The following is a 25,129-nucleotide window of genomic DNA, read 5'->3' on the forward strand; positions in this document are numbered from 1 at the left end:
AGACACCCAACGCCGAGACGAACAAGGACGGTTCCCCATGCGCGACCGGTACACCGCACGCCCCCGCAGAGTCGCCCTCGCCGCGACCGCCGTACTCGCCCTCACCCTGACCGCCTGCGGGCAGAGCGGGGAGGGCGGGAGTGAGGACAAGGGGGGTGACGCCAAGGGAGGCACCATCGGCGTCGCCATGCCGACCAAGTCCTCCGAGCGCTGGATCGCGGACGGCGCCAACGTCGTCAAGAACCTGCGCGCCAAGGGCTACCAGACCAAGCTGGTGTACGGCGAGGACGACCCGGACCAGCAGGTCGCCCAGATCGAGAACCTGATCACCCAGGGCGTCAAGGGCCTGATCATCGCGGCGATCGACAACAAGTCCCTGAACAACGTGCTCCAGGAGGCCGCCGACGCGCACATCCCGGTCATCGCCTACGACCGGCTGATCCTCGGCACCAAGAACGTGGACTACTACGCCTCGTTCGACAACGAGAAGGTCGGCGAGCTGCAAGGCACGTACATCACCCACAAGTTGGGGCTGGACAGCGGCAAGAAAGGGCCGTTCTCCCTGGAGTTGTTCGCCGGGTCCAACGACGACAACAACACCAAGTACTTCTTCGGCGGCGCGATGAAGGTGCTCCAGCCGTACATCGACAAGAAGCAGCTCGTGGTGAGGTCCGGGCAGACCTCGCTCAACCAGGTCACCACGCTGCGCTGGGACGGCACCACCGCCCAGCACCGCATGGAGGACCTGCTGACCTCGGCGTACCGCTCCGGCCGGGTGGACGCGGTGCTCTCGCCGTACGACGGCATCTCGATCGGCATCCTGTCCGCGCTGAAGTCGGACGGGTACGGCTCGAAGGGCAAGCCGCTGCCGGTCGTCACCGGGCAGGACGCGGAGCTGGCGTCGGTGAAGTCGGTCATCGCCGGGGAGCAGACGCAGACCGTCTACAAGGACACCCGCAAGCTCGCCGAGGTCGCCGCGAACATGGTGGACGCGACCCTGAACGACAAGAAGCCCGAGGTCAACGACTCCAAGACCTATGACAACGGTGCCAAGGTCGTGCCCGCCTATCTGCTCCAGCCGGTCAGCGTCGACAAGGGCAACTACCGCGAGGTCCTGGTCGACGGCGGCTACTACACCGAGTCCCAGCTCAAGTGATGGCCGGCTCCCCCAGCACGGCCGGGCCCGTGCTCGAGATGCGCTCGATCGTCAAGACGTTCCCCGGCGTCAAGGCCCTCTCCGACGTCACCCTGACCGTCCGGCCGGGCGAGGTGCACGCCATCTGCGGGGAGAACGGCGCCGGGAAGTCCACCCTGATGAAGGTGCTCTCCGGGGTTCATCCGTACGGCAGTTACGAGGGCGAGGTGCTCTTCGAGGGCGAGGAGTGCCGGTTCAAGGACATCCGGGCCAGTGAGCGGCAGGGCATCGTCATCATCCACCAGGAGCTGGCGCTGGTGCCGTATCTCTCCCTCGCGGAGAACCTGTTCCTCGGCAACGAGCACGCCCGGCGCGGTCTGATCGACTGGACGGAGACCCTGCGGCACGCCACGAAGCTGCTGCGCCGGGTCGGCCTGGACGAGCATCCGGAGACCCGCGTCGCGGACATCGGCGTCGGCAAGCAGCAGTTGGTGGAGATCGCCAAGGCGCTGGCGAAGTCGGTACGGCTGCTGATCCTGGACGAGCCGACGGCCGCCCTGAACGACGAGGACAGCGGCAAACTCCTCGATCTCATCCTGGAGTTGAAGGCCCAGGGCATCACCTGCATCGTGATCTCGCACAAGCTGAACGAGATCCGCCGGGTCGCCGACTCGGTGACCGTGCTGCGTGACGGCCGCTCGGTGGAGACGCTGGACGTGCGGGCGCCGGGGACCACCGAGGAGCGGATCATCGCAGGCATGGTCGGCCGCGACCTCGACCACCGCTTCCCCGAACGCCCGCCGCATAGGGCGGAGTTGGGTGCGGCTCCGGCGCTGGAGGTGCGCGGCTGGACCGTACGGCATCCGATCGACCGGCAGCGCAAGGTCGTCGACGACGTGTCGATCGAGGTGCGGCGGGGTGAGATCGTCGGCATCGCCGGGCTGATGGGCGCGGGCCGCACCGAGCTGGCGATGAGCGTGTTCGGCCGCTCCTACGGCCGGTACGCGGGCGGCACGGTGCTCAAGGACGGCCGGGAGATCCGCACCCGGACCGTGGCGGAGGCGGTGGGGCACGGGATCGCGTACGTCACCGAGGACCGCAAGCACTACGGGCTCAACCTCATCGACACCGTGCACCGCAATGTGTCGCTGACGGCGCTCGGCAAGGTGGCCCGGCGCGGGATCGTGGACGAGCACGCGGAGCGGCGGGCGGCCGAGGAGTTCCGTACCGCCATGAACATCAAGGCGCCGACCGTGCTGGAGCCGGTGGGCCGGCTGTCCGGCGGCAACCAGCAGAAGGTCGTCCTCAGCAAGTGGATCTTCGCGGACCCGGACGTGCTGATCCTGGACGAGCCGACGCGGGGCATCGACGTGGGCGCCAAGTACGAGATCTACACCGTGATCGGGCGGCTCGCGGCCGAGGGCCGGGCAGTGGTCTTCATCTCCTCCGAGCTGCCCGAGCTGCTCGGCATGTGCGACCGGATCTACACCATGGCCGCCGGCCGGCTGACCGGCGAGGTGCCGCGGGCCGGGGCCACGCAGGAAGCGCTGATGCGCCTGATGACCAGAGACGAAGAGGTGACGCCATGAGCGCGGACGTGACGGCCCCGGCCCCGCCGGAGCGCGGCGGGCCGCCCGCCGGGCCGGGCGTGCTCCGGCTGATGCTGGACGGCCTGCGCCGCAACATGCGCCAGTACGGGATGGTGATCGCGCTCGGCCTGATCGTGGTGCTGTTCGCGGTGTGGACCGACGGGGACCTGCTGCTGCCGCGCAACGTCTCCAACCTGGTACTGCAGAACAGCTACATCCTGGTACTGGCGATCGGGATGATGCTGGTGATCATCTCGGGGCACATCGATCTGTCGGTGGGCTCGCTGACCGCGTTCGTCGGGGCGTTCCTGGCGGTGCTGAACGTACGGCACGACGTGCCCTGGCCGCTGGCACTGGTGCTGTGCCTGCTGGTGGGCGCGGCGGCGGGGGCGGTACAGGGATATCTGATCGCCTATCTCGGTATCCCGTCGTTCATCGTGACGCTCGCCGGGATGCTGCTGTTCCGGGGGCTGACGGAGATCCTGCTGAAGGGGCAGACCCTGGGGCCGTTCCCGGACGGGCTGCAGAAGATCGGCAACGGCTTCCTGCCCGCGTTCGGCCCCGACACCGACTACCACAATCCGACCCTGCTGCTGGGGCTGGTGCTGATCGCGGCCGTGGTCTGGCAGGAGGTCCAAGGCAGGCGCAGACAGCGGGAGTTCGCGCTCCAGGTGCCCCCGCTGCGGCTGTTCGCGCTGAAGCTGGCCGCGCTGGTCGCCGCGATCCTCGCCCTGACCCTGCTGCTCGCCAGCTACAAGGGTGCCCCGATCATCCTGATCGCCCTCGGCGCGCTGGTCGTCGGATACGGGTATCTCATGCGCAACGCGGTCTTCGGCCGGCATGTGTACGCGATCGGCGGCAACCTGCCCGCGGCGAAGCTGTCCGGGGTGAAGGACAAGAAGGTCACCTTCCTGGTCTTCCTGAACATGGGCGTCCTCGCGGCGCTGGCCGGACTGGTGGTCGCCGCCCGGCTGAACGCGGCCTCGCCGAAGGCGGGCGTCAACTTCGAACTGGAGGCCATCGCCTCGTCGTTCATCGGCGGTGCGTCCATGAGCGGCGGGGTCGGCACGGTGCTCGGCGCGATCATCGGCGGGCTGGTGCTCGGGGTGCTGAACAACGGGATGAACCTGCTGAGCGTCGGCACCGACTGGCAGCAGGTGATCAAGGGGCTCGCGCTGCTGCTGGCGGTCGGCTTCGACGTCTGGAACAAGCGCAGGTCGGGGGCGTGAGGGGCGTACGCCGGGTGAAGGAGGTCACAGCACGGGCGAGTTGAACACCACCCCCGAGTCCTCCGTATGCATGGGTGGCCCGCGTCCCCCGCGCGGGCCACCCTTCGACGGAGGTCCCCTTGCCTGACAACGTCACCTCGTTGTTCCGCAGCACCGCCGCGCACAGCCCTTCGATGGCGGCGCTGGTGCGGGAGAGCGACGGTACGGGTCCGGTGGACTTCTGCATCCCGTGCAACCCCTACTTCCCGACGCCGGCGATGTTCGAGGAGATGGCGTCCCGGCTGCGCGAGATCATCACGTACTACCCGAGCGGGGCCGACACCATCACGGCCGAGCTGTGCCAGTTGCTCCAACTCCCGCCGCAGTGTGTGGCGATGGGGAACGGGTCGACCGAGCTGATCACCTGGATCGACCATCTGCTGGTCCGCGAGTCGCTGGCGGTGCCGGTGCCGACCTTCGGCCGCTGGACCGACCAGCCGATGGAGACGGGCAAGCGGGTCGACATGTTCCCGCTCCAGGAGGCCAACGGGTTCGCGCTGGACCTCGGGCGGTACGCCGAGTTCATCCGGGCGCGGGGGACTCGGGTGGCGGTCCTCTGCAACCCCAACAACCCCGACGGGGGCTTCCTGCCCCGGCAGTCGGTGGTGCAGTTCATGGACGCGATGGCCGACCTGGACCTGGTGGTGATCGACGAGTCGTTCCTGGAGTTCGCGGACGCGGAGGCGGAGCCGAGTGTGGTGCAGGAGGCGATGCTGAGACCCAACGTGATCGTGCTGCGCAGCCTCGGCAAGAACTTCGGGCTGCACGGCATCCGGTTCGGGTATCTGGTCGCCAACCCGGGCCTGGCGCACAAGGTCCGCTCGATGCTGCCCAAGTGGAACCTCAACTCCTTCGCGGAGTACGTGGTGTTCATGCTGAAGCAGCACGGCGCCGAGTACACGCAGAGCCTGCTCCAAGTGCGGCGGGACCGGCTGGAGATGGCCGGCCAGTTGTCGGCGCTGCCGGGGCTCACCGTCTATCCCTCGCAGGGCAACTTCCTCTTCGTGCGCCTCCCGCTGGGCGCCGAGGGCACCGTGGTCCGGGACCGGCTGCTCACCGAGCACCGGATTCTGGTCCGCGAGTGCGGCAACAAGATCGGTTCGTCCAGCCGCTTCCTGCGGCTCGTGGTACGCCCCGAGACCGATGTCCACCGCCTGGTGGCGGGCCTGGAGCAGGTCCTCTACGAGCCCGCCGTACCAGAGCTGGGCTACAGCTCCGGCACGGCGGCGGTGGACCGCCTGGTCGGCGAGACGAACGGCGCCGGAGCCCGGCTGACCGCCACCTCCGGCTCCCCCGTCATCGCCGCCGCCCTGGCCGCCGGTACCGGTATGCCGCTCCCCGCCGCCCCACCCCCCCAGGGCGCCGGGATACCGGTACCGGCGGCCCAACCGGGCCCTGCACCTCAGCAGATCCCCCAGCAACCGGCACCCGTGGCACCCCCGTCCCCGATGGCACCCCCACCCGTCCCGGCCCCCGCATCCCCGTACCCGGCACCGGCCGCAGCGGCCGCCGCCCCCACGCCCATGCCCGCCCAGGCCCCCGCTCCCGCCGCCGCCCTGGGCCCCACCCCACCCGGCGTCCCCGCACGCGGGGGCCTCACAGCCGCCCAGGTACGCGGAATGACCGCCCCGCCCACCCCGGCCACCCCCGACTTCGCCCCGGCCTCCCCCTCCGGCTGGCCCAACGCCCAGAGCTGGCCGAACGCGGCGGGCGCGGGGGCACCGGCGCCGATGGGCTAGCGCGGCCGCGCGGTACTCGCCGCCGCCCGGCACCCGCCCAAGTGGGCCGACCGCCTGCACGTCCACCCGGCAGGCACCGGCACGCCCGCTCCGAGCACCCCCGCCGAGACCGCACACGCCCGCGCGTGCCTCCGGTACCCCTCTGCCCGGCACCCGGACACACCCGCCCGAACCGGGCCGATCAGCACCGCTGCCCACCCGCACCCTGATCCGCCGTCACCCCCACCAGGGCCCGCACACGTCAGTACCAGCATCGGCATCCCTCCGCCCCGGCCCCCGAACCCACCGACACCCGCGCCCTGATCCCCCGTCGCCCCCTTCCGAGGGCCCCGTACGCCAGTGCGACCCCCCGTACCCCCGCGCTTTCCCCCCACCTCACCGCCCCGCCATCCCCCCGTACCGGTTGATTCACCCCCGCCCCGAGCCCCCACGGTCCGCCGGGAGCTGACGGGCCATGGAGAATGGCACTGCCACGCTTCTATGGGGGCCGACCGGAGGACGACCTTGGCGCTCAGCAGACGTACTTTCAGTGCCCTGACCGGCTGTGCCGCGCTCGGGTTCGCCATGGGCGGGAGCGGGGGGCCGGGGGCGCCCTCGGCGTTCGCGGCGAGAGGGGTGCCCACCGGGCCGGCGCCCGCGGCGCCGCGGGCGGACGGGCGGCGGCACACCGTGGGGTACGACCCGTACTCGCTGCTGGTGGACGGCCGGCGGCTGGTGGTGTGGTCGGGCGAGATGCACCCGTTCCGGCTGCCGAGCCCGTCGCTGTGGCGGGACGTGCTGCAGAAGATGCGGGCGCACGGCTTCAACGCGGTCAGCGTGTACGTCTCCTGGAACTACCACTCCCCCGCCCCCGGCCGCTTCGACTTCACCGGCGTCCGGGACCTGGACCTGTTCCTGCGCACGGCCGCCGAGACCGGTCTGTACGTCATCCTGCGCCCCGGCCCGTACATCAACGCCGAGGTCGACGGCGGCGGTTTCCCCGGCTGGCTGACGGTGACCCAGGGCACCGCGCGCACCGCCGACCCCACCTATCTGCGGCACGCCGACGCATGGCTGACGCAGGTGAACCGGATCGCCCGCAGGCACCTGTACACCCGGGGCCGGGGCACGGTCCTGCTGTACCAACTGGAGAACGAGTACGACTCCCACGTCACCGAGCCGACCGGCCGGGCGTACATGTCCCACCTGTACAAGAAGGTGCGGGCGGACGGCATCGACGTACCCCTCTTCCACAACGACAAGGGCCGCAACGGCTATTGGACGCCGGACTCCTTCGACACCGGTGGTGAGGAGGGCGGTTACCTGTACGGCTTCGACGGTTATCCCTCGCCCTCCCAGAACCCGCCGGACTGGGGAAAGTTCGGGAAGGGCGGCCCGACCGGGGGCTCCACCGCCTCTCCGAACACCCCCGGCTTCACACCGGAGTTCGGCGGCGGCTGGTTCGACCCGTGGGGCGGTGCCTGGTTCGACGGCAAGGGGTACCCGGAGGCGCGGCGCACCCGCGACTCGGCGTACGAACGCCGCTTCTACCTGACCAACCTGGCCAACGGCCTCACCCTGCACAACGTCTACATGACGTTCGGCGGCACCAGTTGGGGCTGGCTGCCCGCGCCGGTGGTCTACACGTCGTACGACTACGGCGCGGCCATCGACGAGGCCCGCAACGTCACCCCGAAGATGGCACCGATGCACCAGCTCGGCCATCTCCTCCAGCGCGTACCGGACTTCGCACGGCTGGACCGGGCCTCTGACGTGAAGGTGGCGGGGCTGAAGGTCTACCACCTGGCCAACCCGGACACCGGCGCGCATGTGTACGTCACCCGCAACGACGGCACCGAGCCGGTCACCGCCGAGCTGCCGACCAACACCGGGAAGCTCCGCATCACCGTCCCCGCCCGCGACGCCCGCATGCTGGCGACCGGGCTCCGCCTCGGCAAGCGGAAGATGAAGCACAGCACCGCCCAGCCGGTGATGAGCGTGACGGCCGGCGCACGGGACGTCGCCGTGTTCGCCGGCCGCCGGGGTGACATGGCGGACCTGGTGCTGGACTGCCCGCAGGAGCCGGACGTCACCCGGCTGGACCCCGAGGCCGGCTGGGCGTACGAAGGCGGAGAACTGCACGTCAGCGCCCCGCTCGGGGAGGCCGGGCTGAGCCGGGTGCTGGTCACCGGCGGCGAGACCGAGACCCCGCTGGTGCTGCTCTTCGCGGACGACGACACCTCGATGCGCGTCTTCCCGTACGACACCGCCGCCGGGACCCTGGTGGTGTACGGCCCCGCGCTGCTGCGCCACGCCGAGGTGCACGGCTCGGAGGTGCGGCTCACCGGCGACCTGGACGGCGAGTCGGTGCTGGAGGTGTGGGGCCCGCGCGGCGTCGACACCCTGGTGTGGAACGGCCGCCGGGTGCCGACCCGGACCACCCTCTCCGGCAGCCTGATGACCACCGCCCCGCTGCCCGGTGTGCCCGAGGTCCACCTCCCGGAGCTGACCGGCTGGCGCATGCGCACCGAGAACCCGGAGGCGGGCCCGAGCTTCGACGACTCCGGCTGGCGCCGGGCGGACCGTACATCCTCGTACAGCACCACACCGGTGCCCAAGGGCGGCCCGGTGCTGTTCGCGGACGACTACGGGTTCCACTACGGGGATGTCTGGTACCGGGGTACGTTCACCGGCAGTACCGGTATCGAGTCGGTCCAGCTCTCTTACAGTTCCGGTACCCAGGGCCTGTTGATGGCCTGGCTGGACGGGGAGCCGCTGGGCACCCACCGGCTACCGGTACCGGACAAGACGACCACCATCCGCAAGGGCACCTGGGAGGCGACGGCCACCTTCCCGGTCCGCCCGGAGCTGCGCTCCCCCGGCCGCCATGTGCTGTCGGTCCTGGTACGGCGCATGCAGCACGACCAGGACGGCAAGGGCGACGACACCCACAAGGCGGCACGCGGTCTGACCTCGGTGTCCTTCACAGGGGCCGCACCGAGGGTGTCCTGGCGGCTCCAGGGCGAGCGGGGCGTGGACCCGGTACGCGGGCCGCTGAACACCGGTGGCCTGTACGGGGAGCGGGAGGGCTGGCACCTGCCCGGCCTCAGCGACCGGGACTGGGAGCCGGTGACCTTCCCGAGGGAGGAGCGGCGGCAGGGCGTCACCTGGTACCGCACCACCTTCCGGCTCTCGGTGCCGGGCGACGTGGACGCCTCGGTGGGGCTGCGTCTTGAGGACGATCCGTACCGGGCCTACCGGGCGCAGATCTTCCTCAACGGCTGGAACATGGGGCAGTACATCAACAACGTGGGTCCACAGCACACCTTCGTGCTGCCGAACGGCATTCTGCGCACACGTGGCACCAACACACTGGCGCTGGCGGTGCTGTCGGAGTTCACCACACTGTCCGGTCCGGGCACGGTGGGCCTGACCCTCATGGGCGCCGCCGCGGGCGGCCTCCCGGTGACTCCGGTGCCCTCTCCCGGCCATTGAACGGCCGTACGCGCACGGGTGGTTCTCGGTTGAACCACAGCCGCTGATCCGCATGACGTGGACACACCCGTGCGCGTACGCTCGGACGGTCCGGCGACGGCGTCGGGGCGAAGGAGGAGAGGGCGGCACATGGTCAGCGCGGACGCACGGGCGCGAGCGGCACGACTGGCCGCCCGGCTGCGCCCCTCCCGTCCGGCCCGTACGATGCGCGCCCTGGCCAGGGAACTCGCTGCCGAAGTGGCCCAGTTGCCGGAACCCCCGACCGACGTGCGCGGGGTGTGCCGTGCCCTGTGCGCCGCGATGAGCACCCGGCGCGGCGGGCGGCCGGTTGAGCTGCGGTTCGAGCGCTTCCCGGACGAGATCGAGGTCACCGGGCTGTGGGTGGAGTTCCAGGACTTCGACCTCGTCATCGTGGAGGAACGCGCCGAGGCCGTACAGCAACTCGTCATCCTGGGCCACGAGTTGTGGCATCTGCACGCCGGGCACCGGCACCACCCGGCCCTCGGCCCGGCCACCCTGGCGCTCGCGGACGGGTCCGGCTGGGAGGGGACCGCGCTGACGGTGGCCGCCCGTGACGGCTCCCGCGAGGCCGACGAGGCCGCCGCCGAGGACTTCGGCCACCGCCTGGCCACCCTGTTCCGCCCTCAACTGGGGCGCTCCGCCGAGCCCTTGGACCTCGTACAGCGTTCCCTCGGTTATCGCGGCCGGGGCGGGGCCGCGCGGTGAGCGCAGCGGTCATGGAGCCCGCCGCCACCCTGCGGGACTTCTCGATCTCCTTCTGGATTCCCACGGCGGTGCTGGGCATCGCCCTGGTGATCAAGCTGCCCACGATCATCCGGCTGTGGCGGGACCCGCTGCTGCGCGCGGTCGGCGGTCTGCTGCTGCTGGCCTGCGCCGTCTTCGTGTTCTGCTCGCCGTCCACCATCGCGCGGGTGAACCGGCTGACCGGGGTGCCCAACATCTCGGCGCCCTGGTGCTATTCGCTGCTCACCGCGTTCTGCGGCTCCTGTCTGCTGCTGATCATCACCTGGCGCAACGGCCCCGACCGCTCGGCGGTCACCCGGCGGGCCCGGCGCTGGGTGGTCTCGGTGTACAGCGGCGTGATCGTCGTGCTGTGGCTGCTGTTCCTGCTGGCCGACGTGCCGGTGGAGCGGCTGCGGGACCTGGACACCTACTACGCCACCACCCCGTTCATGCGCGAGGAGATCCTGCTCTACCTCTGCGCGCACGCCCTGGCCTGCCTGATCACCGCCCGGCTGCTGTGGAACTGGGTGCGCGCCGAGGGGCTGGACGCCTGGCTGCGCTGGGGGCTGAAGCTGCTCGGCGCGGGCTACGTCCTCAACCTGATCTTCGACGCGGTCAAGCTGGTCGCGGTGGGCGCCCGCTGGGCCGGCGGTGACCTGGACTGGCTGAGCACCGACCTCGCGCCGCCGGTCGCCGCCCTGTCGGCCATCCTGATCGCGGTCGGCTTCATCCTGCCGCACGCCGGCCAGTACGCGAGCGACCGCTGGCGGGTCCGCCTCGCCCACCGCCAACTGCGCCCGCTGTACGTGCTGATGCGCACCTCGGCCGGGTCGGGCGTGCCCTTCGTGCTGCGGGCGACGCCGGAGCTGCGGCTGACCCGGCGCGAGACGTTCATCCGGGACGTGCTGCTGCCGCTGGCCCGGCACCTCGACACCGCCCTCGGCGCCCGTGCGTACGAGGCGGCCCTCAGTCTCGGCCACCCGCCGGAGCGGGCGCGGGCGTTGGCCTCGGCGGTGACCATCCTGGACGCGGTCGAGGCGAAGGCCCGGATGCCCGAGCCGCCCGCGACGGCGACCGCGCCCGACACCACCGACCTGCTCCAGGAGATCGGGCCCGTCTCCCGTGCCCTCCGCCGTCCCGACGAGATCGCGGCGGTCCGTGCCCGTGCGGCCGCCGACCCAGCAGAGAGCGTTGCCGCACATGAGTGAAGTGAAGCCCACGGCCGTCGTGCTCGGCGGCTCCCTGGCCGGCATGCTCGCGGCCCGTGCCCTGGCCGCGACGGGCGCCCGCGTCACGGTGGTGGAGCGGGACGCGCTGCCCGCCGGGCCCGAGCCGCGCAAGGGGCTGCCGCAGGCCCGGCACGTCCACCAGTTGTGGTCGGGCGGTGCCCGTGCGCTGGAGGAGCTGCTGCCGGGCGCGCAGGACGCGTTGAGCGCGGCCGGGGTGCGCCGGGTGCCGATGACCACGGACATGGTGGCGCTGTCGGCGCACGGCTGGTACCGGCGCTGGCCCGAGTCGGCGTTCATGCTGCCGGCCGGGCGGGATCTGCTGGACTCGGTGGTCCGGGACCTGGTGCGGGCGGACGGCGCGATCGAGCTGCTGGACCGCACCGAGGCCGTCGCCCTCACCGGCACCGGCCGCGCGGTGACCGGGGTACGGGTGCGCGCCGCCGGCACCGAACGCACGCTGAACGCCGACCTGTTGGTGGACGCCACCGGACGCGGCTCCCGTGCCGCCCACTGGCTGGCGGGGCTGGGCCTGCCCGAGCCGGAGCGCCGGGAGGTCGACTCGGGGCTGACGTACGCCAGTCGGCTGTTCCGGGCGCCGGAGGGGGCGCGGGACGGCTTCCCGGTGGTCAACATCGAGCCGGATCAACGGGGTTCGCGCATCGGGCGCGGTGGGGTGCTGCTGCCCATCGAGGACGGCAAGTGGCTCGTCACCCTGATCGGCGCCCGGACCGACGAACCGCCGTCCACCGGGGCCGAGTTCCTCCGGTACGCGCACGAGGAGCTGCGGCACCCGCTGATCGGGGAGTTGCTCACCCACGCCGAACCCCTGACGGATGTCACGGTCACCCGGACGACCGCCAACCGGCGCCTGTTCCATGAGCGGTTGACCGAGTGGCCCGAGGGGTTCGTCGTGCTCGGTGACGCCCTGTGCGCGCTCAACCCGGTGTACGGGCACGGCATGTCGGTGGCGGCCCTCTCGGCGCTGGCCCTGCGGGACACCGTGCTCCGGCGGGGCGGGCTCGGCACACCCGGTCTGGCCCGGCGGGCGCAGCGCGCGGCGGGCCGTACGGTGCGGACCGCCTGGGACCTGGCGATCGGCGCCGACGTCTTCTACCCCGGCGCCACTCCGACCGGCCCCACGGTCCGGGACCGGCTGGTCTCCGCGTACGTCGGCCGGCTGCTGCGCACGGCCACGGGCAACGGCCGGGTCGCGCGCCGGGTGACCGACGTGACCTCGCTGGAGGCGGGCGCGGAGGCGCTGCTCGCCCCGCGCATGCTGCTGGCCGCCGCCGTGGGCCCGCTGCGCCCGCCGCTGCCGGGACCGCCGCTGACGGCGGAGGAGCGGAAGGCGGCGGGACTCACCTAGGCCGTGCCAATAGGGCCTAGGGGGTGGCTCGGCTAGCCCGCGAACGGCGGCTGCGGCAGCCCCTCCCCCGCGCCCGGCACCACCAGCACCGAGCCCGAGAGGGCCGTGGGCGCGGTGAGGCCGACGCGGGCGGTGGTGACGTACAGGTCCCGCAGGCCGGGGCCGCCGAAGGCGCAGGCGGTGGTGCGCGGGACGGGGAGCCGGACCTCCCGGTCCAGGGCGCCGGAGGGGGTGTAGCGGCGGACCGCTCCCCCGTCCCACAGCGCCACCCACACGCACCCGGCCGCGTCGACCGTCAGCCCGTCCGGGAAGCCCGCGCCGTCCTCGACGACGGCCAGGGTGCGCCGGTCGCGGACGCCCGTGCCGTCGTAGTCGAAGACGTCGACGCGCCGGGTGGGGCTGTCGACGTAGTACATCAGGGTGCCGTCCGGGCTCCAGCCGATGCCGTTGCTCACCGTGGCGTCGGAGAGGATCGGCTCGGCGGTGCCGGCGCCGGTGAGGCGGGTCAGGGTGCCGCCGCCGGGGGTTTCGTCGTAGCGCATGGTGCCGGCCCAGAGGGAGCCGTCGGGGGCCACGGCCGCGTCGTTGGCGCGGCGGCCGGGGACCGGGTCGCGGTGCAGCCAGCGGAAGGTGCCGTCGGGGTCCAGGAGGGCAACACCGTCGCGGAGGTTGAGCACCAGGCCGCCGTGGGCGCGGGGTTTGGCGGCGCCGATGTGCTGGCCGGTGGTGCGGACCGTGCGGCGGCCGGTGGCGGGGTCGTAGGTGTGGACGCGGCTGCCCAGGACGTCGACCCAGAGCAGGCGGGCGGTGGCCGGGTCCCAGGTCGGGCCCTCGCCCAGCTCCGCCTCGGCCGCGACGGCGACCTCGTAGCCGCTCACGCCGCCTCCCGGTGGCCGAGGCGCTCGGAGAGTTCGGCGGCGCCCTTGACGGCGAGCGCCTCCAGCTCGGTACGGCGTTCCTCGCTCCAGCGGACCGTGGGCACCGAGATGGACAGCGCGGCGACGACCCGCCCGGTGCGGTCGCGGACCGGGGCGGCGACGCAGCTCACGTCCGGGTTGGACTCCCGGCGCTCCACCGCGACACCCCGGCGCCGGATCTCCGCCAGCGCGTCGCGGAGTTGGCCGGGATCGGTGAGGCTGTCCGGGGTCATCGCGGCCAGTTCGGCACCGTCGGGGACACGTGCGGCCAGCTCCGGCGCGGGCAGCGAGGCCAGCAGCATCTTGCCGACGGCCGTGCAGTGCGCGGGCAGCCGGCGCCCGGCGGCGGAGACCATGCGGACGGCGTGCGTGGAATCGACCTTGGCGATGTAGATGACGTCGGTGTCCTCCAGCAGCGCCACATGAACCGTCTCGTCACAGGTCTCGGCGACGGTACGGGCCACCTCCCGGCCCTCGGCGGCGAGGTCGAGCTGCTCGGCGTACCGGCTGCCGAGCTGGTACGGGCGGACGCCGAGCCGGTACCGGCCGGGCTGTCCTGGTACCGGTACCAGGTAGGAGCGGGCGGCGAGGGTGGTGACCAGCTCGTGCACGGTGGTGCGCGGGAGGCCGAGTCTGCGCACGATGTCCGGCGCGGAGAGCGTGCCGTCCCCGTCGAGGAACAGCTCCAGGATGTCGAAAGCCCGCGTCACGGCGGGCACGAGGCGTCCCACGTCCGGCCTCCTTGCCTGCTCTACGGGTATGGCGACCCGTGTTCGATACCCCGACCGGCGACCGGTGGGGCGAACACAGGCTAGCCACAGCGAGTCGGACGGGCAACGGCCGTCCGCGCGCCCGGCACCATGGAGGACATGGCTCGTGACTTCTCCCTGGTGCTGCTGCGCCGCATGGCCGACCACAATCCGGAGCTGGCCCAGGACGCCCGCAGGCGGCTCGGCGCCTCCGCGACCGAGATGCGGGAGGCGAACAAACACTGGCAGGCGATGGCCCGTTCTCCCAGGTCACGCCCGGCCGTATCCCGGTACCGGGCGGTGCTGGGCGAGCCGGAGTCGGTCGAGCCGCGCCGGGTCGGCGACCTGGGGTGCGAGGCATGGCGGTGGCCCCTGTCCCTCTGGCCGGACCTGCGCTTCGAGCTGCTGGTCGGGCCGGGCGGGGCGGTCCTGACCGAGTGGCTGGTGCGTGCCCCCGGCGCCCCGGCGCCCGAACTGCGCACGCTGGAGGACCTCACCCCGTGGTCCTGCACCCTGGAGGAGGTGGCCCGCGCCTTCGCCCCGGCCCGCCCGATCCAGGGCACCGCTCCGACCCGCCAGGCCCTGGCCTTCACCGCGCCGGACCGGGACGGGGTACGGCACGAGATGGCCGCCGAGTTCACCTGGGGGCTGCTCCAGCGGACCGCGCTGCGGGACTGAGCCTCAACTGCCCTGCGCCGCCTCGATGATGAGCCGGGCTATACGGGGCCGGGACTCGGGGTGCAGGTCCAGGAAGAGGTGGGGCTCGATGAGTTCCAGCTCCAGCACGCAGGGCTGCCCGTCCTCGCCGTCGATGAGGTCGACCCGGCCGTAGAGCAGCCGCTCGGCGCCGCCGGGTACGGCCGCCAAGGCCCGCTCGGCCACGTCCAGTTCAGCGGCGGTCGGCTGCCACTTCTCCAGCTTCGGGTGGGCGGTCTTGGCGGCGTCGAAGGGCGTGCCGGAGACCAGGACGGCACCCTTGCGGCTGGCGTGCAGCAGGCGGCCGCCGAAGAAGTGCAGCGCACGCTCGCCGTGTTGGTCGACGGCCCGCATGTAGGGCTGGACCATCGCGGTGAGGCCCTCGGCGTGCATGTGCGCCAACTGCCGTACGGCCGACTCGCGTTCCTCGGGCGTGTACCGGGCCGCGTACCGGGCTCCCGCTCCCGAGGCGGGCTTGATCACGTACTCGTGCCCGGTCGGCAGGTCGGGTTCGGCGCCGGGCGGGAGGTAGTGGGTGGGGACCGTCGGCACACCGGCCGACGCCAGTTCGCCGAGGTAGTGCTTGTCGGCGTTCCAGTGGACCACGTCGGCCGGGTTGAGCAGCAGGGTGAGCGCGTCGACCCGGTCCACCCAGGCCAGAAACTCGGCGGGGCGCCAGGTGTAGTCCCAGGTGGAGCGGATGAGCACGAGGTCGTAGCCGGCCCAGTCGGCGTCCGGGTCGTCCCAGAACCGGGCCTCCGCGTCGGCACCCGCCGCCCGCAACTCCGCGACCAGGCCCGCCAGATCGGGGTCCTTGCTGGGCGCGGTGCCGGGGTCGTAGGTGGCGAGGGCGATACGCGGCACGGCGGGCTCCCTGGTCGTCTGCGTCGGCTCGGTGATCGCGAGGCTAGCAACCGCCCCGGGAACCGGCACACCCCTGTTGACCTTCCCCTTCGGTGAAGCCCCAGCATCGGTGGCGAAGCGAGGAACCGGCCTTCGAAGGAGCCTGGACGGACATGGATCTGCTGACCATCGGCGCGTTCGCCAAGGCGTCCGGGCTCTCCCCCAAGGCCCTGCGGCTCTACGACGAGCTGGGCCTGCTGCGCCCCGCCCGCGTCGACCCGTACACCGGCTACCGCTACTACGCCGTCGCCCAGTTGGACCGGGCCCGGCTGGTGGCGTGGCTGCGGCGGCTCGGCATGCCGCTGGCCCAGATCCGCGCGGTGTCCGTCCTGAGCGGGGCGGACGCGGCGCGGGAGGTCCGGGCGTACTGGGCGCGGGTGGAGGCGGAGACGGCCGTGCGGCGGGATCTGGCCGCGTTCCTCGTGACCGAGTTGACCGAGGCACCGAGAGAGGGAACCACCATGCTGGAACTGCGCTGCGCCGCCCACTCCGACCGGGGGCACATCCGCCCCGCCAACCAGGACACCGTCTACGCCGGCCGCCGGCTGCTCGCCGTGGCCGACGGCTTCGGCCCGGCGGGGGCGCCCGCCAGCGGGGCCGCCGTCGAGGCGCTGCGGTTCCTCGACGAGGAGGACGGGTCGCGACCGGGCAACGTGCTGAACCTGCTGGCCGACGCCGTACGGGGCGCGGGCGATGCCGTACGGGACATCACGGAGGGGGCGGAGGACGCGGGCACCACGCTGACCGCGCTGCTCTGGACGGGCTCGCGGCTGGCCCTGGCGCACATCGGGGACAGCCGGGCCTATCTGCTGCGCGAGGACGGGCTGTTCCGCATCACCCACGACCACAGCGTGGTCCAGTCCCTGCTGGACGAGGGCCGGCTCACCCCGGCGGAGGCCGAGAGCCACCCGCAGCGGTCGCTGCTGCTGAAGGTTCTGGGTGCCGACTCCGACCCTGACCTCCGGCTGCACGAGGCCCTCCCCGGCGACCGCTACCTGCTCTGCTCGGACGGTCTGACCGGGGTCGTCCCCGACGACCGGATCAGGGAGCTGCTGGCCGCCGCCCCGGACCCGGAGACGGCCGTACGGTCGCTGGTCGACGCGGCGAACGCGGCGGGCGGTCCGGACAACGTGAGCTGTGTGGTCGGGGACGTGGTGTCCCCCGTGGGGTAGGAAGGAGCTGTCGTACCCGGCAGCGAAGGAGTCCCGCGTGTCCTCCCTGTTCCCCGCCCTGACGGACCCCCGGACGGCCGGAAGGACGGCGCTGCGCTTCGGCGCGCGGTCGCTGTCGTACGCGGAACTCGCCTCCGCCGCCGGGGCGGTGGCCGGGCGGCTCGTGGGCCTCGGCCGGGTCGCGGTGTGGGCGACGCCCGAGCTGGAGACCGCCGTGGCGGTGACCGGGGCGCTGCTCGCGGGGACGGCCGCCGTGCCGCTCAACCCGAAGTCGGGGGACGGGGAGTTGGCGCACATCCTCGCCGACAGCGACCCGGCGCTGGTGCTGACCGCGCCCGGCGCCGGACTCCCGCCCGCCCTCGCGGACCTGCCCCGGCTGGAGGTCTCCGGCACCGGGCCGGTCCCCGAGGACACCTACGGGGACGAGGACCCGGCGCTGATCGTCTACACCTCCGGCACCACCGGCCCGCCCAAGGGTGCCGTCGTTCCGCGCCGGGCGCTCGCCGCGACCCTGGACGCGCTGGCCGACGCCTGGCACTGGACCGGGGACGACGTGCTGGTGCACGGGCTGCCCCTGTTCCATGTGCACGGGCTGGTGCTGGGCGTCCTCGGCCCGCTCCGGCGCGGCGGCTCGGTGCGCCACCTGGGCCGCTTCTCCCCCGAGGGCGTGACCCGCGAGCTGAACGACGGCGCGACCATGGTCTTCGGCGTGCCCACCATGTACCACCGGCTGGCCGAGGCCCTGCCGGCCGACCCCGAGCTGGCGAAGGCGCTCGGCCGGGCCCGCCTGCTGGTCTCGGGCTCGGCCGCGCTGCCCGTCCACGACCACGAGCGGATCGCGGCGGCGACCGGGCGCCGGGTGATCGAGCGGTACGGCATGACGGAGACCCTGATGAACACCTCCGTACGCGTCGACGGCGAGGCCCGCGCGGGCACGGTCGGCGTGCCGCTGCCCGGCGTGGAGCTGCGGCTGGTGGAGGAGGACGGCACCGAGCTGACCGCGCGGGACGGGGAGAGCGTGGGCGAGATCCAGGTACGCGGCCCGAACCTGTTCACCGGGTATCTGAACCGGCCCGACGCGACCGGGGCCGCCTTCACTCCCGACGGCTGGTTCCGCACCGGGGACGTGGCGGTGCGGGAGGCCGACGGGTACGTACGGATCGTCGGCCGGAAGGCCACCGACCTGATCAAGAGCGGGGGGTACAAGATCGGGGCGGGCGAGATCGAGAACGCGCTGCTTGAGCACCCGGCGGTCGCGGAGGCGGCCGTCACCGGGGAGCCGGACGCGGACCTGGGCGAGCGGGTGGTGGCCTGGGTGGTGCCGTCGGACCCCGAAGCGCCGCCCGCACTTGCGGAGTTGGCCAACCATGTGGCCGCCCGGCTGGCCCCACACAAGCGGCCCCGCGTACTGCACCTGCTCCCCGCCCTCCCCCGCAACGACATGGGCAAGATCATGAAGCGGGCGCTGACACCCCCGGAGCCGCTGACACCCCCGGCCCGCTGACACTCCCGGCCCCCGAGGGCCAGCCCGACACGGCATAGGCGCGCCGAAACCCCCCATTCAGCGGCGCCCCGCCCGGCCCCCTCCAGAAGGCACCCGCGCCGGTGCCCGCGCAGGATTCCAGTGAGGCCCGCCGAATCCGGCGGCCCGCCCATGGTCAGCGCACTCGGGAGGAACTGCCGTGACCGTCAGCCTGGAGCAGTTGAGCCGCTGCCACTTCGCCGTCGACCTGGGCGCGGCCCGCACCCGCGTCTATGTGAAGGGCGCCGGACTCGTCGTCGACCAGCCCTCGGTGGCGGCCGTGAACACCCGTACCGGCGCGCTCATCGCGGTCGGTGACTTCGCGGAGCAGATGACCGGGCGCACCCCGCAGTACATCCGGGTGGTGCGGCCGGTGTCCGGTGGCACGGTGGTCGACATCGAGATGGCGCAGCGCATGCTGCGGCATCTGATCGGGGACCGGATGCGCCGCGCCCTGCGCCGCAAGCCCCGGCTGCGCGCGGCGGCCTGCACCCCGCACGAGGCCGACCCGCTGGCCCGCCGGGCGACGATCGAGACGCTGGTCGGGCTCGGCGCGCGCCGGGTGGAGCTGGTGGACACCCTGATCGCGGCGGCCGTCGGCTGCGGGCTCCCGGTGGAACGCCCCGAAGCCTCCATGATCATGGTGTGCGGGGCGGCCGCCACCCAGGTCGCGGTGCTGTCGCTGGGCTCGATCGTCACCGCCGAGCGGATTCCGGTGGGCGGTGAGGCGGTGGACCGGGCGATCGTGCAACACCTGCGGCACGAGCACGAGTTGATGCTGCCCAGCCAGTCGGTGCGCCCGCTGCAGATCGCCCTCTCCGACAACGGCCTCACCCCGCAGGGCCCGGCGTCCACCGAGATCCACGGCCGGGACGTGGCCACGGGCCTGGCCCGCAGCGTACGGGTGGACACGGCCGCGATGCGCGACGCGATCCACACCCCGCTGCTGGCCGTCCTCGACGGCATCGGCAAGGTGCTGCGGGACTGCCCGCCCGACCTGGTGGCCGACCTGGTGGACCGGGGCATCATGATGGTCGGCGGCACCGCGCTGCTGCCGGGTCTGGACAAGATGCTCCAGGAGGCCATCGGCATCCCGGTGCACATCGCGGAACGCCCCGACGTCTGTGCCGTACAGGGCCTGGGCGAGATGCTGGAGGGGCGGATCGCCCCGCTGGTCCTGACCCCGCTGGCCGCCTGAGGCCCGCGCCGGGTCTCAGTAGGGCAGGACGCGCCCCGACGGCGTCCTGCGGTCGATCTCCTGGCCCCGCGGAGCCGCTGGCCGACGACTGACCCGCACTCGAATCTGACGCTCCACGTCACCCTCCTCCCAACCGACACCGAACACCGGTAGGAGGACGGTGCCCAGAACGCGACCGCCCCAAGCCCGCCCGGCCAAAAGAATGCGATCACCCCGTTCCCCGGCCCCACCGCCGGGGAACCGGCACACCCGCCACACAACCCCCGTACACACCCCTTGCATTAGAGTGCTGTCACTTCGTACGCCCGCCGCCCCTGAGCCGGACGGCCGCCGTACCGGAAGTCACATCGTTCGCCCCGCGCCGCGCCGTCCGCGCGCCGTGGGGCATGAGCATCTGGGGTGGGGATGTCCAGCCATCGGCTGTCCAAGAAGAGTCGTTACATCGCCTGGGCCACCGCCGGTGTCGCGGTCGTCGCCGGGGCCGGCGTCGCGGCGCAGGTGTCCAGCGCGGCCACCGTCTGGCCCGCGCAGAAGACCTTCACCGGCCGCGCCTTCGACACCTGCACCGCGCCGTCCGCGGCCGCGATGAAGGCGTGGAAGACGGGCTTCTACGGCGCCGCCGCCGTCTACATCGGCGGCAAGAACCGCGGCTGCGCCCAGCCGAACCTCACCGCGTCCTGGGTGAAGACGGTCAACTCCCAGGGCTGGAAGCTGATCCCGCTCTACGTCGGCGCCCAGCCGCCCTGCCAGAAGAGCGCCAACCCGGAGAAGATGACCACCACCAACGCGACCTCCCTCGGCGCCACGGACGCCAAGGACGCGGTGGCCAAGGCGTCGGCGCTCGGCATGAAGGCGGGCAGCGCGATCTACCTCGACATGGAGCCATACGACACCACGGACAAGGCGTGCAACAACGCCGTGCTGTCGTACGTCCGTTCCTTCACCAAGACGCTGCGCGGCAAGGTGTACCGGGCGGGCTACTACGGCTTCACCAGCTCCAGCGCGAAGGCCGTGGCGACCGCCACCGACAAGACCGACCTGCCGGGCAACCTCTGGTACGCCCTGTGGGACCAGCAGAACACCACCACGGCCGACTGGCCCTGGGACCCCAAGGCGTTCACCAACCACAGCCGCGCCCACCAGTACATGGTGAACAGCCAGGAGTCGCGCGGCGGTTACACGATCACGGTGGACCGCAGCGCGTGGGACGCGCCGGTGGCGATCGTCGGCTAGCGGGACGCGAACGGCCGCAACTACCTGTGCTGCCTAGAGATTGAGCGTGACGGCCGCCCCGATGCCGCCCAGGCCGAGGGCGACGGCGGCCGGCCACCAGCCGCCCCGGCCCCAGGGGAAGAAGCGGTCGAGGGCCAGGCGGCCGGGGCCGGTGGCGGCGATGCCGAGGGCGACGACGGCGATGCAGAGGTTGTACTCGAGACCGCCGTCGGACGCCCACAGGCCGTGCTGGGCCGTGACCAGCGCCATGGCGTTGATCATGACGCCGATCAGCGCGGCGCAGGCCAGGGGCGTCAGCAGGCCGACGGCGAGGCCGAGGCCACCGACCAGTTCGGACAGTCCCGCGATGGTCGCGAAGACCTTGCCCGGCCGGTAGCCGATGGCTTCGAACCCCTTGCCGGTCGCGGTGAGCCCCTGGCCGCCGAAGATCCCGAACAGCTTCTGGGCCCCGTGGGCCGCCATCACCAGACCGAAGGTCACTCTGATGAGCAGCAGGCCCCAGTCGGCGGCGGAGCCGAGCGTGGCACGGGCGGGACGGTCGGTACGCGTAGTGGTCATGGGCGATGCTCCGAAGGCCCCCCACCTGAATCGGAAGGTACGGGCGGCTCCCCCCGCACGTCCCTTCCCAGGCTATTAGCGTCCGGCCTGCAGCGCGCCCCAGGTGGCGGGTCCGACCTGACCGTCGACGCCGAGCGAGCGGCTGGTCTGGTAGTCCCGTACCGCCTGCTGGGTGCCCGAGCCGAAGTCGCCGTCCGCCGTGACCGTCCGCCCGAGCGCGGCGGTCAGGGCCCGCTGGAGGCGCTGGACGGCGGCGCCGGTGCTGCCCTGGCTGAGCGCGGGCGTGGTGCCGGCCGAGAGCAGCGCGGTCCAGGTACGGGCGCCCACCACACCATCGGCGCTCAGGCCGCGGGCCTTCTGGAAGGCGGTCACGGCGGAGGTGGTCTTGGTGCCGAAGCTGCCGTCGACGGTGCCCGCATCGAAGCCGGCCGCGTTGAGCAGCGACTGCGCGGCCGAGACCTGGGCGCCGGTGGAGCCGGAGCGCAGGGTGTCGTACGACGGGAAGCTGAGCTGGACCTCGCCGCCGCCGGTGCTGCCGCCGACCAGTTGCATGTAGTAGGTCCAGTTCCAGTTCGGACCGGGGTCGGTGTGGTCGTTGCCGGGCACCTCGGAGTGGCCGACGATGTGCGCGCGGTCCTTGGGGATGCCGTAGCGGGCGCAGATGGAGGCGGTCAGCGCGGCGGAGGAGCGGTACATCGCGTCGGTGAACCAGCTCGGGTTGTCGATGTACCCCTCGTGCTCGATGCCGACGCCGGTGGCGTTGCCGGAGCGGGCGTGCCAGGCGGTGTCCTTCTCGCGCACGGTCTGGGTGATCTGGCCGTCCGAGGAGCGCACCACGTAGTGCGCGCTGACCTGCGCGGACGGGTTCTGGAACCAGCTAATGGTCCCGGCGTACGAGCCCTGCGTGACGTGGATGACGACCTTGCTGATCGCCGCCGTGCGGCCGACCGCGTAGTTGGCCGCGTTGGCCGGGACCCAGAGGGCGGAGGGGTAGTCGGGGCTCTGCGCGGCCGGGGCGAGGGCCGATCCGTAGGCCCCGCGCTCGGGGGTGACCTTGCGCGCCGGGAGGGTCAGCTTCTCGCCGCCCTCGGCTCGGGCGGTGACGCCCTGGGCGAGGAAGGTGTAGACAGTGTCGGCGTAGAGCCGGGCGGTGGTGGGGTCGGTGGCGCCGCCGTACCGGGCGAGGAGCGGGTACCAGGTGTCGGTGTCGCGGCGCTCGGCCTGGCTCAGTCCGGCGTGGTCGGCGTAGGAGCGCAGGACGGCGGCGCCGCCGCGGATGTTGGCGGCGGTGTCGGTGCGCAGTTCGCGGGCGGTGTCGCCGGTGAGGCGGGAGGCCAGCTCCAGGGTGTGCTGGTCGGGGTTGCTGACCAGGTGCATCACGCCGTAGCCGCCCGCCTGGCTGGGCTGGCCGTGGTGGCCGTCGAGGTGGGTCTCGCTGTAGCCGAGGGCGATCAGGAGGTCGCGCGGGACGCCGTACTCGGCCGCGGCGCTGCTGAAGGCGTGGGCGACGGGGCCCTCGGATCTCGCCGTACGGGGCGCGGCTGCGGCGGGCTGCACGGTGGCGGCGAGCACGGCCAGGGTGCCGAGGCCGGCGAGGGCCGCGCGGGCCAGGGGTATGCGGGGCATGGGGGTGTGACCTTCCGGGTGGGGGCGGTACTGGGATGGGCGGGGCGCGGTACCGGGATGGGCAGGGTGGTACCGGGATGGGCAGGGCCGTTACCGGGATGCGCGCGGCGGTACCGGGATGAGCAGGGCCGGTACCGGGATGCGCGCGGCGGTACCGGGATGAGCAGGGCCGGTACCGGGATGCGCGCGGCGGTACCGGGATGGGCAGGAGCCGGGGACCTCGTGCGGTCCCCGGCCCCGGGCTGCGGCGGGTCAGATGGTGCCGCTCTCCCACCACCAGGCGCGGCCGAGGTCGGCGCGGCTGTCGACGTGCTGGTGGTCGACGTCGTACCGCTCCAGGCCGGAGAAGCCGCAGGTCTCGGCCTTCTGGTAGACGGTGCGGTTGGCGACGCCGGGCACGTCGAGGTCGGCGGCGGTGCCGTAGAGGTGCATGCTGTCGCTGGCGCCACCGATCTCGGCGTTGTGCGCGATGCTGCGGAAACCGGAGTTGACGGTGATCGGCACGTTGCCGAGCTTCTTGCGCAGCGCCTCCAGCTTGTACATGGCCCGGCGGGCATTCTCCTTGACGGCGGCCGCGCTCACCTTGCCGCCGTTGAAGTTGCCGCTCGAACGGTCGTAGAACTCGCTCCAGTTGAAGTGCGCGGTCGAACCGTCCGACTGCTCAAGGGCGTTGAGCTGGGCCTGGGTGGCGGGCCCGGCGCTGCCGTCGACCGAGAGTCCGTACGCGGCCTGGAAGCGGCGTACCGCGGCGGCCGTGCCGGGGCCGAAGTCGCCGTCGATGCTCACCCGCGAGTGCGAGGCGGAGTCCGCGGCCCAGCCGGCCACCCGGATCTGCAGCTCGGTCACGTCGGCGCCGGTGGCGCCCTGGTTCATGGTGCGCGTCCAGTTGTACGCCTGCGCGCTGCCCGAGAGCAGAACGGGCCCGGCGAAGACGCCCGCGGTGGCGGCGAGGGTGCCGCGCAGGACGGTGCGGCGGTTCGGCGAGAAGGTCATCGTGAACTCCCTTGTATTTCCGGTCAGAAGGCGTCTGCGGTCAGAAGGCGAGCTGGAACGGGACGTTCTGGGCGTCGGTGTCGTAGGCGTGCACGCGGAGCTTGAAGCGGGTGCCGTCCTTGACGTCGGTGGCGACGGTCGCCCACTGGGGGCCGAACGTCGAGTAGGTGTTGTCGTGGTTGCACAGCGTGGTGTGGTCCACGAAGACGATGCAGGCGTCCAGGAAGCCGGTGGCCGAGCTGCTGAGCTTGATGTTGATGTCGGAGCAGCGCGAGGTGGTGGTGTAGGTGCCGTACTCGACCGCGGCGGTGGAGTAGCGGTAGGTGAGGGACTTGGCGCCGCCGTAGCAGGAGGTGGCGGCGGCCTTCGCGGGCTGGGCGACGGCCGGTGCGGTGGCGCCTGCGGCGAGCAGCGCGGTGGTGGCGGCGAGGATGGCCGCGGTTCTCCGGGTGCGGGTCATGGTGGGTCCGATCACTTGAGGGGGCCCTTGGGTGAGGGCCCTTACGGGTGTCAGAAGGCGATCTGGACGCGCGCGGAGGAGCCTTCGAGGTCGACGCCGAGGGGCACGGTGAACTTGCTGCCGTCCTTGACGTCGGTGGCGATGGTCTTCCAGCTCCGGCCGGCCTTGGTCCAGTAGTTGCACTCGCCGACGCGGGTGAACTTCACGCAGGCCCAGACGAATTCGGCGTCACCGCCGACCATGCGGAGGTTGATGTCGGCGCAGCGGGAGGTGGTGGTGTAGGGGCCGAACTCGACGGCGTCGCCGTAGCTGACGGTGACGGCGCCGCCGTAACAACTGGTGGCCGCCGCCGAGGTGTTGGCGGGGGCGGCCGACGCGGTGGCAGGCGCCGAGACGGCGAGGGCCGCGAGCAGGGCCGCCACCGCGGCCGGGTGGGTGAGGATCTTCGCCATCGGGTTCCTTCGGGGTGCGGAAGGTGCGGGTGGTACCTCGGGGATCGGTGCGGCGGAGCGAGTTCATGCTCCGGTGTGCGCTTTCGGCTGTCATGCTCATTCGAAC

The 25,129-nt window shown here is 72.5% G+C and carries 21 protein-coding genes; 13 read left to right on the top strand and 8 right to left on the bottom strand.

Translation table 11 applies throughout. The features are described from left to right. The first annotated feature begins 37 nt into the window (after positions 1 to 37). The 8 genes from chvE (at position 38) to E5083_RS12950 (ending at position 12,544) form a co-directional block, all read left to right on the top strand. Positions 38 to 1,156, top strand: a complete 1,119-nt coding sequence (chvE, locus tag E5083_RS12915) for a multiple monosaccharide ABC transporter substrate-binding protein (protein ID WP_135785784.1) — start codon at positions 38 to 40, stop codon at positions 1,154 to 1,156. After that, a complete protein-coding gene (mmsA, locus tag E5083_RS12920; RefSeq protein WP_135785785.1) occupies positions 1,156 to 2,724 on the top strand; it encodes a multiple monosaccharide ABC transporter ATP-binding protein in 1,569 nt (522 codons plus the stop codon). The genes chvE and mmsA overlap by 1 nt, the downstream gene beginning before the upstream one ends. Then, positions 2,721 to 3,953, top strand: coding sequence for a multiple monosaccharide ABC transporter permease (gene mmsB, locus E5083_RS12925; RefSeq protein WP_135785786.1), 1,233 nt, complete (start codon positions 2,721 to 2,723; stop codon positions 3,951 to 3,953). The genes mmsA and mmsB overlap by 4 nt, the downstream gene beginning before the upstream one ends. 119 nt (positions 3,954 to 4,072) lie before the next feature. Beyond that, positions 4,073 to 5,731: a pyridoxal phosphate-dependent aminotransferase gene (locus tag E5083_RS12930; RefSeq protein WP_135785787.1), complete on the top strand. Its 1,659-nt coding sequence runs from the start codon at positions 4,073 to 4,075 to the stop codon at positions 5,729 to 5,731. Positions 5,732 to 6,235: 504 nt separating this feature from the next. Continuing rightward, positions 6,236 to 9,205: a beta-galactosidase gene (locus tag E5083_RS12935; protein ID WP_135785788.1), complete on the top strand. Its 2,970-nt coding sequence runs from the start codon at positions 6,236 to 6,238 to the stop codon at positions 9,203 to 9,205. Between the two features lie 129 nt (positions 9,206 to 9,334). Then, entirely contained in the window at positions 9,335 to 9,931 is a 597-nt protein-coding gene (locus tag E5083_RS12940) for a toxin-antitoxin system, toxin component family protein (RefSeq protein ID WP_208754036.1), read from the top strand. 11 nt (positions 9,932 to 9,942) lie between these two features. After that, on the top strand, positions 9,943 to 11,157 hold the full coding sequence (locus E5083_RS12945) for an MAB_1171c family putative transporter (protein WP_135785996.1): 1,215 nt from the start codon (positions 9,943 to 9,945) through the stop codon (positions 11,155 to 11,157). Next, positions 11,150 to 12,544 carry an NAD(P)/FAD-dependent oxidoreductase gene (locus E5083_RS12950; protein ID WP_135785789.1) on the top strand — a complete coding sequence of 465 codons (1,395 nt, stop codon included), beginning with the start codon at positions 11,150 to 11,152 and terminating at the stop codon, positions 12,542 to 12,544. Before E5083_RS12945 ends, E5083_RS12950 begins: the two co-directional genes overlap by 8 nt. A 32-nt stretch (positions 12,545 to 12,576) precedes the next feature. Here E5083_RS12950 and E5083_RS12955 read toward each other — a convergent pair whose 3' ends face one another. Both E5083_RS12955 and E5083_RS12960 read right to left on the bottom strand, forming a co-directional pair. Next, entirely contained in the window at positions 12,577 to 13,422 is an 846-nt protein-coding gene (locus E5083_RS12955; RefSeq protein ID WP_135785790.1) for an SMP-30/gluconolactonase/LRE family protein, read from the bottom strand. Beyond that, the gene (locus E5083_RS12960; protein ID WP_135785791.1) at positions 13,419 to 14,192 is read right to left on the bottom strand and encodes an IclR family transcriptional regulator; all 774 of its coding nucleotides are present in this window, start codon (positions 14,190 to 14,192) and stop codon (positions 13,419 to 13,421) included. The genes E5083_RS12955 and E5083_RS12960 overlap by 4 nt, the downstream gene beginning before the upstream one ends. A 138-nt stretch (positions 14,193 to 14,330) precedes the next feature. Here E5083_RS12960 and E5083_RS12965 point away from each other — a divergent pair, with 138 nt between their 5' ends. Next, positions 14,331 to 14,888, top strand: coding sequence for a hypothetical protein (locus E5083_RS12965; RefSeq protein WP_208754037.1), 558 nt, complete (start codon positions 14,331 to 14,333; stop codon positions 14,886 to 14,888). A gap of 3 nt (positions 14,889 to 14,891) precedes the next feature. On the opposite strand, the gene E5083_RS12970 is transcribed toward E5083_RS12965, so the two are convergent. After that, positions 14,892 to 15,770, bottom strand: a complete 879-nt coding sequence (locus E5083_RS12970) for an ATP-grasp domain-containing protein (protein ID WP_135785793.1) — start codon at positions 15,768 to 15,770, stop codon at positions 14,892 to 14,894. A 152-nt stretch (positions 15,771 to 15,922) separates the two neighbouring features. Here E5083_RS12970 and E5083_RS12975 point away from each other — a divergent pair, with 152 nt between their 5' ends. The 4 genes from E5083_RS12975 (at position 15,923) to E5083_RS12990 (ending at position 20,934) form a co-directional block, all read left to right on the top strand. Continuing rightward, positions 15,923 to 16,981, top strand: coding sequence for a MerR family transcriptional regulator (locus E5083_RS12975; protein WP_135785794.1), 1,059 nt, complete (start codon positions 15,923 to 15,925; stop codon positions 16,979 to 16,981). 37 nt (positions 16,982 to 17,018) lie between these two features. Continuing rightward, positions 17,019 to 18,485, top strand: coding sequence for an acyl-CoA synthetase (locus tag E5083_RS12980; protein WP_135785795.1), 1,467 nt, complete (start codon positions 17,019 to 17,021; stop codon positions 18,483 to 18,485). Positions 18,486 to 18,663: 178 nt separating this feature from the next. Next, positions 18,664 to 19,701, top strand: coding sequence for a rod shape-determining protein (locus E5083_RS12985; protein ID WP_135785796.1), 1,038 nt, complete (start codon positions 18,664 to 18,666; stop codon positions 19,699 to 19,701). Between the two features lie 405 nt (positions 19,702 to 20,106). Then, positions 20,107 to 20,934: a glycoside hydrolase domain-containing protein gene (locus tag E5083_RS12990; protein ID WP_135785797.1), complete on the top strand. Its 828-nt coding sequence runs from the start codon at positions 20,107 to 20,109 to the stop codon at positions 20,932 to 20,934. A 33-nt stretch (positions 20,935 to 20,967) separates the two neighbouring features. Here E5083_RS12990 and E5083_RS12995 read toward each other — a convergent pair whose 3' ends face one another. The 5 genes from E5083_RS12995 to E5083_RS13015 form a co-directional block, all read right to left on the bottom strand. Next, the gene (locus E5083_RS12995; protein ID WP_135785798.1) at positions 20,968 to 21,492 is read right to left on the bottom strand and encodes a DoxX family protein; all 525 of its coding nucleotides are present in this window, start codon (positions 21,490 to 21,492) and stop codon (positions 20,968 to 20,970) included. Between the two features lie 75 nt (positions 21,493 to 21,567). Further along, complete coding sequence (locus tag E5083_RS13000; RefSeq protein WP_135785799.1) at positions 21,568 to 23,118, bottom strand: N-acetylmuramoyl-L-alanine amidase; 1,551 nt, start codon at positions 23,116 to 23,118, stop codon at positions 21,568 to 21,570. 252 nt (positions 23,119 to 23,370) lie between these two features. Continuing rightward, the gene (locus E5083_RS13005; protein ID WP_135785800.1) at positions 23,371 to 24,111 is read right to left on the bottom strand and encodes a D-Ala-D-Ala carboxypeptidase family metallohydrolase; all 741 of its coding nucleotides are present in this window, start codon (positions 24,109 to 24,111) and stop codon (positions 23,371 to 23,373) included. 40 nt (positions 24,112 to 24,151) lie between these two features. Beyond that, positions 24,152 to 24,571: a hypothetical protein gene (locus E5083_RS13010; RefSeq protein ID WP_135785801.1), complete on the bottom strand. Its 420-nt coding sequence runs from the start codon at positions 24,569 to 24,571 to the stop codon at positions 24,152 to 24,154. A 50-nt stretch (positions 24,572 to 24,621) separates the two neighbouring features. Beyond that, positions 24,622 to 25,023: a hypothetical protein gene (locus E5083_RS13015; RefSeq protein WP_135785802.1), complete on the bottom strand. Its 402-nt coding sequence runs from the start codon at positions 25,021 to 25,023 to the stop codon at positions 24,622 to 24,624. Between the last annotated feature and the right edge of the window lie 106 nt (positions 25,024 to 25,129).

It is taken from the genome of Streptomyces bauhiniae, assembly GCF_004784475.1.
GTDB classification, from domain to species: Bacteria; Actinomycetota; Actinomycetes; order Streptomycetales; family Streptomycetaceae; genus Streptomyces; species Streptomyces seoulensis.